This is a genomic window from Capnocytophaga sp. H4358, assembly GCF_002302515.1.
In the GTDB taxonomy this organism is placed as follows: domain Bacteria; phylum Bacteroidota; class Bacteroidia; order Flavobacteriales; family Flavobacteriaceae; genus Capnocytophaga; species Capnocytophaga canis.
Genome location: NZ_CP022380.1, coordinates 2566141 through 2579942, shown reverse-complemented (window position 1 = coordinate 2579942; position 13802 = coordinate 2566141). Strand labels below are relative to the sequence as shown.

The 13802-nt window shown below is 35.3% G+C and carries 11 protein-coding genes and 2 tRNA genes; 2 read left to right on the top strand and 11 right to left on the bottom strand.

Translation table 11 applies throughout. The features are described 5' to 3' along the window. Positions 1 to 31: 31 nt before the first annotated feature. From CGC49_RS10880 to CGC49_RS10855, 6 genes are all read right to left on the bottom strand, one after another. Positions 32 to 586 (bottom strand): RNA polymerase sigma factor, encoded by a 555-nt coding sequence (locus CGC49_RS10880; RefSeq protein WP_095912614.1) that lies wholly within the window; start codon positions 584 to 586, stop codon positions 32 to 34. Positions 587 to 667: 81 nt separating this feature from the next. Next, positions 668 to 2560, bottom strand: a complete 1893-nt coding sequence (gene abc-f, locus CGC49_RS10875) for a ribosomal protection-like ABC-F family protein (RefSeq protein WP_095912613.1) — start codon at positions 2558 to 2560, stop codon at positions 668 to 670. A gap of 435 nt (positions 2561 to 2995) precedes the next feature. Continuing rightward, positions 2996 to 5122, bottom strand: coding sequence for a Tex family protein (locus tag CGC49_RS10870; protein WP_095912612.1), 2127 nt, complete (start codon positions 5120 to 5122; stop codon positions 2996 to 2998). A gap of 79 nt (positions 5123 to 5201) precedes the next feature. Continuing rightward, positions 5202 to 5275, bottom strand: a tRNA-Thr gene (locus tag CGC49_RS10865). 60 nt (positions 5276 to 5335) lie between these two features. Beyond that, complete coding sequence (locus CGC49_RS10860; RefSeq protein ID WP_042009014.1) at positions 5336 to 5602, bottom strand: hypothetical protein; 267 nt, start codon at positions 5600 to 5602, stop codon at positions 5336 to 5338. A 101-nt stretch (positions 5603 to 5703) separates the two neighbouring features. Continuing rightward, complete coding sequence (locus CGC49_RS10855) at positions 5704 to 6375, bottom strand: GDSL-type esterase/lipase family protein (protein ID WP_052458234.1); 672 nt, start codon at positions 6373 to 6375, stop codon at positions 5704 to 5706. A 127-nt stretch (positions 6376 to 6502) separates the two neighbouring features. On the opposite strand from CGC49_RS10855, the gene CGC49_RS10850 reads away from it, so the two are divergent. Both CGC49_RS10850 and CGC49_RS10845 read left to right on the top strand, forming a co-directional pair. Further along, a complete protein-coding gene (locus tag CGC49_RS10850; protein ID WP_042009012.1) occupies positions 6503 to 6952 on the top strand; it encodes a GatB/YqeY domain-containing protein in 450 nt (149 codons plus the stop codon). 10 nt (positions 6953 to 6962) lie between these two features. Beyond that, positions 6963 to 7036, top strand: a tRNA-Arg gene (locus CGC49_RS10845). A 127-nt stretch (positions 7037 to 7163) separates the two neighbouring features. On the opposite strand, the gene CGC49_RS10840 is transcribed toward CGC49_RS10845, so the two are convergent. From CGC49_RS10840 to CGC49_RS10820, 5 genes are all read right to left on the bottom strand, one after another. Continuing rightward, positions 7164 to 9065 carry an ATP-dependent DNA helicase RecQ gene (locus tag CGC49_RS10840; RefSeq protein ID WP_095912611.1) on the bottom strand — a complete coding sequence of 634 codons (1902 nt, stop codon included), beginning with the start codon at positions 9063 to 9065 and terminating at the stop codon, positions 7164 to 7166. Positions 9066 to 9098: 33 nt separating this feature from the next. Beyond that, positions 9099 to 10049 carry a D-2-hydroxyacid dehydrogenase gene (locus CGC49_RS10835; RefSeq protein ID WP_042009008.1) on the bottom strand — a complete coding sequence of 317 codons (951 nt, stop codon included), beginning with the start codon at positions 10047 to 10049 and terminating at the stop codon, positions 9099 to 9101. A gap of 142 nt (positions 10050 to 10191) precedes the next feature. Then, positions 10192 to 11835: a sodium/sugar symporter gene (locus CGC49_RS10830; protein WP_042009006.1), complete on the bottom strand. Its 1644-nt coding sequence runs from the start codon at positions 11833 to 11835 to the stop codon at positions 10192 to 10194. A gap of 114 nt (positions 11836 to 11949) precedes the next feature. After that, complete coding sequence (locus CGC49_RS10825; protein ID WP_095912610.1) at positions 11950 to 12432, bottom strand: ABC transporter ATPase; 483 nt, start codon at positions 12430 to 12432, stop codon at positions 11950 to 11952. 156 nt (positions 12433 to 12588) lie between these two features. Next, a complete protein-coding gene (locus CGC49_RS10820) occupies positions 12589 to 13791 on the bottom strand; it encodes an acetate/propionate family kinase (RefSeq protein ID WP_042345851.1) in 1203 nt (400 codons plus the stop codon). Between the last annotated feature and the right edge of the window lie 11 nt (positions 13792 to 13802).

Sequence of the window (13802 nt, the reverse complement as noted above, 5' to 3'; positions counted from 1 at the left end):
TATTTCATAGCAAATACACAACGGTGAAACACTATGAAAAGTTATTTTTTAATAATTCTGCAAGTATCTTTTTGGCTCTCAGCAAAGTAACTTTTACATTGCTCAATGAAATATTCATTATTTTAGCTATTTCTTTATAAGATTTTTCATTCAAATATCGCAGTTGAATCACTGTTCTATAAGGTTCTTTTAATTGCTTTATGGTTGTTAGTAAATGGTTGAGACTTTGTTCTGTGATTAGTTGGTCTTCAATGGTTGGTGATTCGTCTGCGATAGTTTTGGCCTCATTATCCTCCGAAGAAGTCGTATTTCGAGTACTATTTTGGCGACTACGAATCATATCCACATGTATGTTCTTTGAAATAGCAATCAACCAGGTTTTGAATGAAAGGTTTTCATCATAAGTTTCAATGCGATCGAATGCCTTTGAAAATGCTTGTATGGTAATGTCTTCGGCATCGTTTTCATTATCGGTTCGTTTCAACTGAAATGCATAGACCTCAGACCAGAAAATATCCAGTAAGTAACTGAACGCCTTTTGATTACCAGTTTTGGCTTCTTTTATTTTTTGTTCCAATAATGCCATTTCAATTTTTATTTATGATTTTAAAAACATTCAACAGTTATTTGCTTCTTAATAAATCTGTCAATTTGGATTTGCATTCCCCTACCCTAACTGCTCCTGTAAAACCTCCCAATCAAACATCAATTGATCCAAATCGGCTCTTTTTGATTCGTAAAGAGCATAAAATTCTTGACTCTGCAAGGATTCTCCCATTTGATTTGTCATTGCTTTTAGCTCATTTTCAAGTTCAGTAATTGCATTTTCGATTTTGTTGAGTTTATTTTGTAGTGTTTTCTGCTGTTTTTGTTGCTCGAATGATATTTTGACTTGAGCATTCGGTTTTTCAATTGGTGTATTCTCCTTACTTTGTTCAATCTCTCGAAAATTACTAACAGCCCGTTGTTCTAAGTAAAAATCAATATCTCCTAAATATTCTTTTATTTTTTTATTCTTAAATTCATACACTTTGTCGGTCAATCCTTGCAAAAAGTCACGGTCGTGTGAAACTATGATGAGCGTCCCTTCAAAGTTTTGCAGGGCTTGTTTTAGTACATTTTTTGATTTGATATCCAAATGGTTAGTTGGTTCATCCATTACCAGTACATTAAAATCTGAAAGTAACATTTTCGCCAATGCCAATCGGTTGCGTTCACCTCCTGAAAGTACTTTTACTTTTTTTTCTACATCATCACCGCGAAATAAAAATGACCCTAATATATCTCTGATTTTCATCCTATTAGAATCATTAGCCGCATGAAACATTGTATCGAGAATGGTCATCTCACCATCTAAATAAGAAGACTGATTCTGAGCAAAATACCCTAACTGTACATTATGTCCCAATTTGATATTTCCTTCAAAAGGTATTTCGCTGACAATCATCTTTGCTAAGGTTGTTTTTCCTTGCCCATTTTGCCCTACAAATGCAATTTTACTTCCTCTTTCTATCAGTAAATCAATATGTTGTAACACTTGTTTGTCACCATAGCTTTTGGATACATCCTGAACTTCCAGAACTACTTTACCTGGGGTTACGGACATTGGAAACCGAATGTTCATCACGGAATTATCTTCCTGATCAACTTCGATGCGTTCAATTTTGTCTAATTTTTTTATAAGTGACTGAGCCATAGAGGCCTTAGTAGCTTTTGCTCGAAATTTTTCAATCAGTTTTTCAGTCTGTTGTATTTTCTTTTCTTGATTTTTTTGTGATGCAAGTTGCTGTTCTCTGATTTCTTGGCGAAGTTCTAAAAATTGAGAATAAGGCTTCGGATAATCGTAAATCTTTCCAACAGAAATCTCTATGGTTCTGTTCGTTACGTTATCAAGAAACATTTTATCGTGCGAGACAATGACTACTGCTCCTGTGTATGAGGTCAGGAATTGCTCCAACCAAATAATCGATTCTATGTCCAAGTGGTTGGTAGGCTCATCAAGTAGTAAAATATCATTATTTTGAAGTAATAGCTTTGCGAGTTCGATACGCATACGCCATCCTCCTGAAAAAGTGTCTGTTTTCTTCTGAAAATCAGCTCGTTGAAATCCTAATCCAATGAGTACTTTTTCCGTTTCTCCTTGGTAATTATATCCTCCAATGATGTCATAGCGGTGCGTTATTTCGCTGAGCGTATCCACCAAATCGTGGTAACTTTGGCTTTCATAATCTGTCCTGCTTCCCATTTCGCGATGAATTTCATCCATTCGCAGTTCAAGTTCCTTGATTTCATCAAAGGCTTGGTAGGCTTCTTCTAAAATCGTCCTACCTTCTTCAAAATCAATATCTTGTTTTAGAAAACCAATATTAACATCTCTGTCTGTTGCAATAATCCCCGAATCAGGCTTCATCTCTTTGGCTAATAATTTCAATAGAGTAGATTTTCCTGCACCGTTCTTGCCTATAAGCCCTACGCGGTCACCTGCATTGAGCATAAAAGCTACCTCTTCAAATAAATATTCTCCTTGAAATGAGACAGATAAATCATGGACATTCAACATAGTAGTTTTTGTTAAATAGTTATCTTTCAGTGAATGCAAAGATAAAAAAAATTGACGTATAAAAAAGCTCTTAAAAATTAATTAGAAAGAATCGTCTCAGGTTTTTAAATAATAAAAAAAACGATACGTTATGAAACATTTTTGTACCTAAAAATCCCTAAATGTCATTTAGTTACAAAATAAGTTTGGATTTTACCCGTGTAACAAAAGTATTTTGAGAACAAATTTACTGATCATTAATCAAACTCAAAATAAGCTCTACCTGGACAATGACAGTATTTTTCGGATAGACATCCTGTTATAGTCCTTTCTGTATCTTGCACTTTAACTTTATTGTGATTGACTATTTCTGGTAGTATGGATTACTTTCTCAAACGGGGTGAATTTTGAGTTTTATATTAATTATCAATAATTTAAATGGAGTAAATTGAAAATCTAAAAAATTAAACTCAACCCTATGCGTTTACGCTGTTCATCTACCTCAACTACTTTTACCGAAAGATGCTGATGCATTTTAACCACCTCGTTTACATCTGAAACGTACCCATCCTTAAGTTGGGAAATATGAATCAATCCACTTTCCTTAATACCTATATCTACAAAGCAACCGAATGCAGTAATATTGTTGACTATCCCTGGGAGAATCATTCCTACCTTAACATCATTAAAAAACTTTACATTCGGGTCGAATTCAAATATTTTTGCTGATTTTCGAGGATCTATACCAGGTTTTTCCAGTTCTTTGAGTATATCTTTCAAATAAATAACTCCAATTTCTTCGGTAATGTATTTTTGTATATCAATCTTGGCAATAGCTTCCTTATTTCCGATTAATTTTTCGGAGGAAAGTCCTAAGTCTGTCGCCATTTTTTCTACTATGGGATAGGCTTCAGGATGAACGGCAGAATTATCCAACGGATTTTTACCTTCATGGATTCGTAAAAAAGCTACTGCTTGTTGATAAACCTTTTCCCCTAATCGAGGGACTTTCAATAAATCTTTACGCTGAGTAAAGGTTCCATTTTCAGAACGATAGGTAACTATGTTTTCTGCCATCTTCTCTCCTACTCCAGAAATATAAGACAACAACGCCTTTCCTGCTGTATTGAGGTTTACACCTACAGAGTTCACACAACGAACAACCACATTGTCCAATTCTTCTTTAAGCTTACTTTGGTTAACATCGTGTTGATACTGCCCTACTCCGATTGCCTTGGGTTCAATTTTCACTAATTCCGCCAAAGGGTCGGCTAAACGTCTTCCGATAGAAACCGCTCCTCGTACTGTAACATCATAATTCGGGAATTCTTCTCGTGCAATTTTAGATGCGGAATATACCGATGCTCCTGCTTCATTCACAACAAACACTTGTACAGGTCGGTCGAACCCTATTTGTTTGATGAACAATTCTGTTTCGCGAGAAGCCGTTCCGTTACCGATGGCAATAGCTTCTATTTTATAAGAATTAACTAATGACTTAATTTTCTTACTTGCAATGTGTAACTCCTTTTGAGGCGGATGCGGGAAAATAGTTTCGTTATAAAGCAAATCACCTTTCTCGTCTAAACAAACAACTTTACATCCGGTTCTAAATCCTGGATCTATGGCTAAAATACGTTTTTCACCCAAAGGAGAAGCTAATAACAATTGCTTTAAATTTTCAGCAAAAATACTGATTGCTTTTGCATCCGCCTGTTCTTTAGCCTCTTGTAATGTTTCATTGGCAATGGAAGGAGCTAATAATCTTTTGTAACTGTCAGTGATAGTATCTTTGAGAAAATCAGCCACTTCTCCCTTGGAATTAATAATTGTTTTTTCTATAAATTCGAGAGCTTCTTCAGTATCTATTTCTACTTTCAATCGTATGATTCCCTCGTTTTCAGCCCGAAGTATTGCCAACAATCGGTGCGAAGGTGCTTTCATCAAATTCTCTTGCCAGTCGAAATACATATTGAACTTTTGAGCCTCTTGCTCGTGCTCCTTAGTTTTAATGACTTGTGAAACGATGGTAGATTTACGTTGGAACATACGCCGTAAAGTCTTTCGAATAAAAATATGTTCGCTAATCCACTCGGCTATAATATCAGATGCTCCTTGTAAAGCCTCTTTTTCATCGGAAACATCTTTGGTAATATATTTTGAAGCCGCATGTTGTAAATCACTCACCCGTTGAGACATAATAATTTTAGCCAAGGGTTCTAATCCTTTCTCTTTTGCTAAATCAGCTCGTGTTTTCTTCCGTTTCTTATAAGGTAAGTACAAATCTTCTAATTCGGTGATAACAAAACAACTAGCTATTTTATTTTTGAGTTCATCCGTAAGTCTGCCTTGTTGCTCAATGGCACTAAGGATAGTTTCCTTTCGTTTGATAATATTCTCATAATCAGTTTGTGATTTAGCAATTTGCTCAATACTCAGTTCATCCAAATTCTGAGTTTTATCCTTTCGATAACGAGCAATAAAAGGAATGGTACACCCTTCCGCAAGTAGTTGCAAAGTATTTTGAATTTGGTTAGCTTGTAAAGTTGCATTTTGATTTTGAATGTACTGAATGTTTGTCATCGTGATAAAATATGTTTAATGAACTGAAGTATATCATAAAAACGAAAAAGGCTACCCTTTTATGGATAGCCTCGTTCTGAGCCGATAGAGGGATTCGAACCCACGACCCCGAGATTACAAATCACGTGCTCTGGCCAACTGAGCTATATCGGCGATTTTGCGGTTGCAAAGGTAAAACTTTTTTTTAAATCTGCAAATCTTTTCGAAAAAAAATTACAATTGATTTAACTTTACAATAAACTCACCCGCTTTTTGTTCAAACTCTTTTCTAACTTGCTTTAAGTGAACTGCTCTATTCTCCACTTTCTTATCAGAAATTTTATCCATTACTCCGTCATAAGTACTTATAATTTCTTTGATGAGCTCTGAACCTTTTTGTGATTCGGTATTATCTGTTGCATATTCCCAATGCAAAACTGCATCTATGATATCACCAAAAACATAGTTGACATCCTTCTTTAAATTTCTAATACTTGCCATATCTAATTATATTTGGGGCAAAGATACGATAATATGCCGTAATTACAAAATTCTTTTTCCGTTTATCAAAAGATGGCTAAAACTGCCCATTACATAACTAATTATTTCAAATAATTTTTTAAAATATCTGTCCACAACCAATAACCTCGGGTATTGATATGTAAGTTATCACTTTCAAAACAATCATCCTTAATATTCCCGTTTTCGTCAAAAAGAATCTGAGCAACATCCACAAACTGTACGATACGTTTAGTTTGTGCAAATTGATAAAGAAGTGCATTAGCTTTATCAAACTCTATGGAAAAATGACTACGTGCTTTAGATTTTTTAATTGATAAAATTATGATAGGAGTACCGGGTAAATGTATTTCCACCAAACGGACAAAGGTTTTGATATCATCCAAAAATTGCTCTGCCGTTTGTCCAAAAGTAATGTCGTTATCTCCTTCATAAAGAACAATTTGTGATGGACGATAAGGAGTTACTATCCGATTGAAATAGAAAATTACATCTCGCAATTCAGAGCCTCCAAAACCACGATTCAGTACATTTTTATCGGGAAAATAAATGTGTAGGTTCTTCCAGTTAGTAATAGATGAGCTACCAATAAATAAGATGGGATTGGAACGAGGAGGTTTTCGTTGGTCTTCTTTTTCAAAACTGCGAATAGTTTCTCGCCATATCGCGTCACGATGATAGATACTATCTTTGTACTGTGCATAAAATTGGAAGACAACAAAAAATAAAATAAAGGTAATAATACTTTCTTTCATACAACTAATAACATTCTAAAGATTAGTCCGCAAAGCTACAAAATAAAAAACATACCGAATAACTTTATTAAAATATTTTGTAGTTCAGAAAAAAGATGTACCTTTGCAACTCTAAAAAACGGTCTTTATGAGTTTACAAACAAAAGTAATGGAGGCGTTGAAAGACGCTATGAAATCTAAGGACAGCGTAGCTTTGGAATCGTTACGAGCAATCAAGTCTGCTATTTTATTAGCTAAGACGGAATCGGGAGCTTCTGAGGAGCTATCTGAAAGTCAGGAGCTTGTTTTGCTTCAAAAATTGATAAAACAGCGTAGAGACAGTGCTACTCTGTACGCTTCTCAAGGACGTAACGATTTAGCCGAACCTGAATTAGCTCAAATTAAGGTAATTGAACGTTTTTTACCAGAACTTCCTTCTGAAGAAGAGATTGAGGCTATCATTAAAAAAATAATCTCAGAAACAGGAGCTTCGGGCATGAAAGATATGGGCAAAGTGATGGGAGTTGCCTCGACAGAGTTGGCAGGAAAAGCTGATAACAGGGTCGTATCAACAATTGTGAAGAAATTATTATCATAAAAAATAAAAAGGCTGCGTAGTTCAACTGGATAGAATATCAGATTTCGGCTCTGAGGGTTGGGGGTTCGAATCCCTCCGCGGTCACAAGAAACATATTTTTAACTCAATAAATTGGTAATTACTAGTTTATTGAGTTTTTTTGTAAGGAATATGTAGGATTTTTTTCAAAAAAACATACAAAATTAATTTTTTATCATTGATATCATATTTGTTACTGACGCAATGCATACTGATTATAGTCATTAAACCTTATTTTATTCATATCAAGCATTGAAAAAAGCACCTTTTGGATTTCTTTTTCTTCAAATGGAAGAAGTAAAAGTAAGTCATTAAGATTTCGGCTCCCTTGGTGGAGTACTTTTATTATTTGCTCCTCAACTTGCTTATAATCAATTGATTTTTGATTATTCTGTGTTTTGCAAACTGAACAAATCCCACAAGTGGCAGTATCTTTTTCTCCAAAATAACGCAACAACTGTACGCTTTTACATTCACCGTTATTTATAATATACTCAAAAACAGACTTTTGTAAATTTATTTTTGTTTGGTTGTATTCCTTTATATTTTTTGCAACGAAAGCAATGGTTCGATTATCTTCACGAGGCATATTGAAAGTGATTTCTATATCACTTGTATCATCTTGGTAAGTAATGATACCATCTTCTTGTAGGACAGATAATTGCTGTCTAATATCCTCTGTATTCTTATGAATTTTGTTTGCAATTTTTTCTATTCTGACGGAAATTGCCTGTGTGTGAATCCCTGGATAATTACGCAATAGATAAAACACTATATCCTTAAACATCTGTTTATGTTGTAAATATTGAATAATCTCATAATTCGATGCGACAAAAAATATAGTTGCTTTTTTTTGAAAATTTTGACTAAGAGAAATGACAGAAAGTCGGTCTAAAAGTTGCAGACCATTGTAAGTTTTTTGTATTTGTAAATTGTATTTTTTACAAAAATCAGCCAGCTGAAAACTCCGAGTAATCCCTACTCCTTCTCCATAAGCTATTAAGAAATAAGAATTTAGCTTCGCATATAGCAACTTAAGATCTTCAGAGGTTACTAAATTAGAAATAAATTGTTTTTTGGTAGTTTCTATATCCAAATCATTAAACAATAAAAGAGCAAGTGATTTTTGACCATCTCGACCCGCTCTCCCTGCTTCTTGAAAGTAGTCTTCCAGCGTAGGGGGAATTTCCCAGTGTATAACAGTCCGCACGTCAGGTTTATCAATCCCCATACCGAAAGCATTGGTAGCTACCATCACCTGAACATCATCCATTAACCACATACTCAGTTTTTTATTTTTCTCTTCGGAAGATAATCCTCCATGAAAAAAAGTAGCTGAAATACCAATATCTTGCAAATATTCAGCCATTCGGACAGTTCCATTACGACTGCGAATATAAACAATTGAAGTACCCGTATTTTTTTTCAAAACACGTTCCAATTGTAACCATTTATTGTCTGTTTTATGGGTAATATAGGCAATATTCGGACGTTTCAATGAAGTAGCTATAATTTCTGCCTTTGGGATACCTAATTGCTGTAAAATATCCTGTTGTACATTTGGAGTCGCCGATGCGGTCAAAGCTAAAATTGGCACTTGGGAAAAATTCTCTTTCAGCCATTTACACTCCAAGTAGGCAGGACGAAAATCTTTCCCCCAATGCGATACACAATGAGCTTCATCAATAGCTATTAAATTAATTTTCATTAACTTAATAAAATAACGAACCGTTTCTTGCTGCAATCGTTCGGGAGACAAATACAGAAATTTATAATCTCCCAAAACAGCATTGTTCAGTAATCGTTCTAAATCATCCTGAACCATACTTCCCGCTAAGGAAATTGCTCTAATACCTCGATTTTTAAGGTTCTCAACTTGGTCTGAAATTAACGCAATAAGGGGAGACACTACCAGACAAATACCCTCATTAACCAATGCGGGTACTTGAAAAGTGATTGATTTTCCACCTCCTGTAGGCATCAGTGCCAACACATCATTCCCTTGCAGAACGGACTCAATAATAGCATCTTGCGGATGACGAAATGAATCATATCCCCAATGTTTTTTTAGTATGTGAAAAACCGATGCATCCATTAGTTGTAGGAACTAAAAAGGAAGTATATTATCTTATTTCATTTTTTCAATAATCAGCGAAGCTAACTCCAAACTGATTCTATCTTGTGCCTCTTGGGTTGCAGCTCCAATATGGGGAGTTAAAGAAATATCAGGATGCATCAAAATTTGGATAGATGGAGTTGGTTCATTCTCAAATACATCCAAACCTGCAAAACTCACTTTTCCTGATTCCAATGCGTTAAACAAAGCAACTTCACTGATAACACCTCCTCGTGCTAAATTTAAAATAGCAACACCTTCTTTCATCATCTCAATTTCCTTTTCATCGATGATATATTCCTTCTGAGCTGGTGTATGTACCGTAATAAAGTCCGAGTTTTTCAATACTTCTTCTTTGCTTACCATATCAATTTGGAAAGAAACCGACGTACCGTCGAAGAAGGAAAGTTCAATATTAGTATTCTTAACAAATAAATCACAAGCTAAAACTCGCATTCCCAGAGCAATCCCCATTTTTGCCACTGCTTTACCGATGCGACCAAAACCTATAATTCCTAAGGTTTTACCTCTCAATTCAGAGCCTTTCGCATAGTTCTTTTTCAGTTGATTGAACTGAGTATCACCATCTAAAGGCATGTTTCTGTTGGCATCATGTAAAAACCGTATTCCTGAAAGTAGGTGAGCAAATACCAACTCCGCCACCGCATTTGAAGAGGCTTCAGGTGTGTTTATGACGTGAATATTACGTTTTTCTGCTTCTTCTACGTCAATGTTGTCCATCCCTACACCACCTCGCCCAATGAGTTTCAATGACGGACACGCTTCAATTAATTCTTTACGTACCTCAGTGGATGAACGCACCAAAAGTATCGGAATCTGATGCTCATTAATATAGTTGACAAGCTGATTCTGAGCTACTTTTATTGTAAGTACCTCAAAACCATGAGCCTCTAATTGACGTTTTCCTAACTCGGAAATACCATCATTTGCAAGTATTTTCATTCGTTTTAAGTATATCTTAATTTCCCGACAAAGATACAAAAAACCTTGATTTTATACTCCTATCTCAACATTTTATAACAAAAAAAACTTTGATAAAGCACTTTACACCTTATCAAAGTTTTTATATCAGAAGTTGAAAATCCTACCAGAACACTACGTACAAAGTAGCCGTAATCAATAAAATAGCATATGCTGCTGTATTAAACGTTGCATTAGTTGCAAAGGTTTCCTGCGTAAGAGGAATACCTTTCTCGTCATCGTCACCTTTTCCTGTTACTAATGACACTCCCATAATCACTACAATAGTGACTAATAAGGTGTAAAGCATTTGATCCATAAAAGGTAATTCCACACCAGGCAAAAACTTAAGCCCCAAAGCTACTGGAATTGAAAGCAAAACACCAACTACAGCTCCTGTCGGATTGGTTTTTTTCCAAAATAATCCCATTAAAAATACTGCCAAAATTCCTGGGCTTACCAAGCCTGTCCACTCTTGAATGTATTGGAACATCTGTGGCAAAGCTCCCAAAAATTGAGCAAAATAAGTCGCTACAGCTAAAGCCACTAATACAGTAATACGCCCCACTGTAACTAATTTAGAATCTGACGCTTTTGGATTAATAAACGGTTTATAAATATCCATCGTAAAGATTGTTGAAGTAGAGTTCAGCATGGAAGCTAATGAAGAAACAATCGCAGCAGATAGGGCGGCAATCACCAATCCTTTCAATCCTGCTGGGACAAACTGGTTAATCAGCCAAGGGTAAGAACGATCAAAATCGATACTACCATCTGCTTTAGTAAATGCCTCTTTTACTCCTTCAATAGCTACCGTTCCTGCAGGTTCGTAGTACATCACGTAAGCGATAATTCCAGGTATTACAACAATCAAAGGCACTATCAATTTCAAAAATCCTGCAAAAGCAATCCCTTTTTGAGCTTCAGCTAATGATTTTGCAGCCAAAGCACGTTGAATAATATACTGATTGAATCCCCAATAGTACAAGTTTGCTACCCAAAGTCCACCAATAAGTACAGCAATGCCCGGTAAATTATTAAATTGAGGATTATCCTTATCAAGAATCATCTTAAACTTATCTCCTGCTACGTCATAGATATGCTGTAATCCATGGAGAGCTCCTCCTTGTGGAGTTACATTGTCCAACGCTATATAGGTTGTAATTAACCCTCCAACAACAAGCAATACCACCTGAATCACATCCGTCCAAGCAACCGCTGAAAGTCCTCCCCAAACAGAATAAGCCGCTGAAAACAAAGCTAATCCAATCATAAACAACATCAGATTTTCACCCGTAGCACCACCCAAAACAGTATCTAATGCTTTAGCTCCTAAAAACAAAACTGATGTTAGGTTTACGAAAACAAACAAAGCTATCCAGAAAACAGCCAAAATGGTCTTCAAAGAAGTGTTGAACCGTTTTTCAATGAATTGAGGAATGGTATAAAGACCTTGTTTAATGAAAACAGGCAAGAAAAATTTACCAACGATTATAAGAGTAATAGCGGCCATCCATTCGTAGGAAGCTATGGCAAGTCCAATAGCAAAGCCGGAACCTGACATCCCGATAAATTGTTCCGCAGAAATGTTTGCTGCAATTAGCGATGAACCTATTGCCCACCAAGGTAAAGTTTTTCCAGCCAAAAAATAATCTTCGGCAGTTTTTTGAGTGTCTTTCTTGCCTCTGGAAACAAAAAGACCTACCGACAAAATGACAACCGCGTATATCACAAATACGACGATGTCCAGCGTTGTAAATGAATTCATATTGTTTTATTTTTTATAAAATCGGTTAGTTTATTTTTGAATAAATTAAGATTTTGAGGTGCTAAGATACGAAATAAAACATTACGAATACGTTTTTTTAAGATATTTTTTTGATTACAAAAAGCGATTATGCCAACTTTCTTCCATAGGAATTTCCCAATCGGTTTCATATTCAGATTTTGTATTTACTAAATTATTGAAAACGATTGTTTTAGCAGATACAGCCTTTTCTTTTACCATTTTTTTGAAATCGGCTAATTTTTTATAAGCTATATGTTCTCCTTGACGATAACTTACGTTCATCCGATCGAATAAATCTACTTGATAATTCCTTTCCAATTCTTGAATAAAACGTGCTAAATCATCCAACGAACAGCCTGAAACAGGGTGAATTTCTTGATTTACACCTATAACAATGAAACGGTTGTAACGAATTTCAAACGAGGTAGTTAGTCCAATTCCGTGAGCTGACCACTGATCTAAATAGACTTTAATTTTTTGTTCTAAATCTACTAATTCCTCTGGAGCGAAACTACGGTTACTTTGGTATATCCAAATCCGAGAGGTTTCTGGCAATTCGTTAAAAGGTATGTACATTATTGTTTATTATTTTGTAATTATTTTTAAAAATCAAATTTTGTGAGACTACCTCACTTTGTAAATCTATTGTAAATACATAGATCTGCAAACTGAGGTAGGCTAATGAAACGAATTTTATGAATTCATTCCTAAAAATATAACAACGAAATTGAACTACAACAACGATTTAATTTCGTTTACGATTTGTAGCTCTTCATTGGTTGGAATGACCAATATTTTTACTTTACTACTATCTTTCTGTATTTCAACAGTTTGTTTGGGTCTATTTCGAGTTTTGTTTTTCTCTTCGTCTATTTCAATACCCAAAAACTCTAAATTTTGACATACTAACAAACGAATTAAATCGTCATTTTCGCCCAAACCTGCTGTGAAAGTAATACTGTCAAGTCCATTGAGGACTGCGGCATAAGCACCTATAAATTTCTTGATACGATAGGCGTATAATTCGTAGCACAAAACGGCATTAGGGTCGTTTGCGAAATATTTATCGGATACGTCACGAGCGTCTGAACTTCCCGTAAGTCCCAACATCCCGCTTTTTTTATTCAAGACGGTATTGATTTCATCAGTAGTCATTTGCAGTTGATTCGCTAAATAAAAAATGACTCCTGCATCAATTGTTCCACAACGGGTTCCCATCACTAATCCATCAAGTGGCGTAAGTCCCATCGTAGTATCCATACATCGACCTTCCTCATTTACTGCTGCCATACTGGAACCATTACCCAAGTGAATCGTTATATTCTTTATATTGTTATTTTTCAAATAATTACGAGCTTGAGAGTCTACATATTTATGACTTGTCCCATGGAAGCCATACACACGAACTCCATGTTTCTCATAGTACTCATTTGGAATGGCATAACGGAACGCCTTAGCAGGTAGTGTTTGATGAAAAGCAGTATCGAAAATAGCAACATGTTTTGCTTTTTTAAACATTTTCTCAGCACTGCGAATACCTTCCAAACATGCTGGGTTATGAAGAGGTGAAAGGGGAATTAATTTCTCTATTTGCTGCTTCACTTCTTCGGTTACAATGGTTGGCTGTACAAATTTTTCACCTCCATGTACCACACGATGCCCAATCACTTGAATAGCATCCGCATCAGAAATAACACCAATTTCGGCATCTGAAAGCACATCTGTTACCTGTTTCATTGCCTCCTCATGGTTGCGAATTGGCACTTGTTTCTTAGTTTCGTATTCTTTCCCGTCTTTAAATGCTACATATTTTATTAAACTGCCTTCGATCCCAATACGGTCAACAAGTCCTTTGGCAATTGAATCACCTGTTTCTGAATTTATCAGTTGATATTTTAACGATGAACTTCCTGAGTTAATTATTAATATTTCCATTTTTGTATATT

Excerpts from the sequence above, each read along its gene's own strand:
- CGC49_RS10880 (WP_095912614.1), bottom strand. The coding sequence starts at position 586 with ATGGCATTATTGGAACAAAAAATAAAAGAAGCCAAAACTGGTAATCAA.
- abc-f (WP_095912613.1), bottom strand. The coding sequence starts at position 2,560 with ATGTTGAATGTCCATGATTTATCTGTCTCATTTCAAGGAGAATATTTA.
- CGC49_RS10870 (WP_095912612.1), bottom strand. The coding sequence starts at position 5,122 with ATGACAAACATTCAGTACATTCAAAATCAAAATGCAACTTTACAAGCT.
- CGC49_RS10860 (WP_042009014.1), bottom strand. The coding sequence starts at position 5,602 with ATGGCAAGTATTAGAAATTTAAAGAAGGATGTCAACTATGTTTTTGGT.
- CGC49_RS10855 (WP_052458234.1), bottom strand. The coding sequence starts at position 6,375 with ATGAAAGAAAGTATTATTACCTTTATTTTATTTTTTGTTGTCTTCCAA.
- CGC49_RS10850 (WP_042009012.1), top strand. The coding sequence starts at position 6,503 with ATGAGTTTACAAACAAAAGTAATGGAGGCGTTGAAAGACGCTATGAAA.
- CGC49_RS10840 (WP_095912611.1), bottom strand. The coding sequence starts at position 9,065 with ATGGATGCATCGGTTTTTCACATACTAAAAAAACATTGGGGATATGAT.
- CGC49_RS10835 (WP_042009008.1), bottom strand. The coding sequence starts at position 10,049 with ATGAAAATACTTGCAAATGATGGTATTTCCGAGTTAGGAAAACGTCAA.
- CGC49_RS10830 (WP_042009006.1), bottom strand. The coding sequence starts at position 11,835 with ATGAATTCATTTACAACGCTGGACATCGTCGTATTTGTGATATACGCG.
- CGC49_RS10825 (WP_095912610.1), bottom strand. The coding sequence starts at position 12,432 with ATGTACATACCTTTTAACGAATTGCCAGAAACCTCTCGGATTTGGATA.
- CGC49_RS10820 (WP_042345851.1), bottom strand. The coding sequence starts at position 13,791 with ATGGAAATATTAATAATTAACTCAGGAAGTTCATCGTTAAAATATCAA.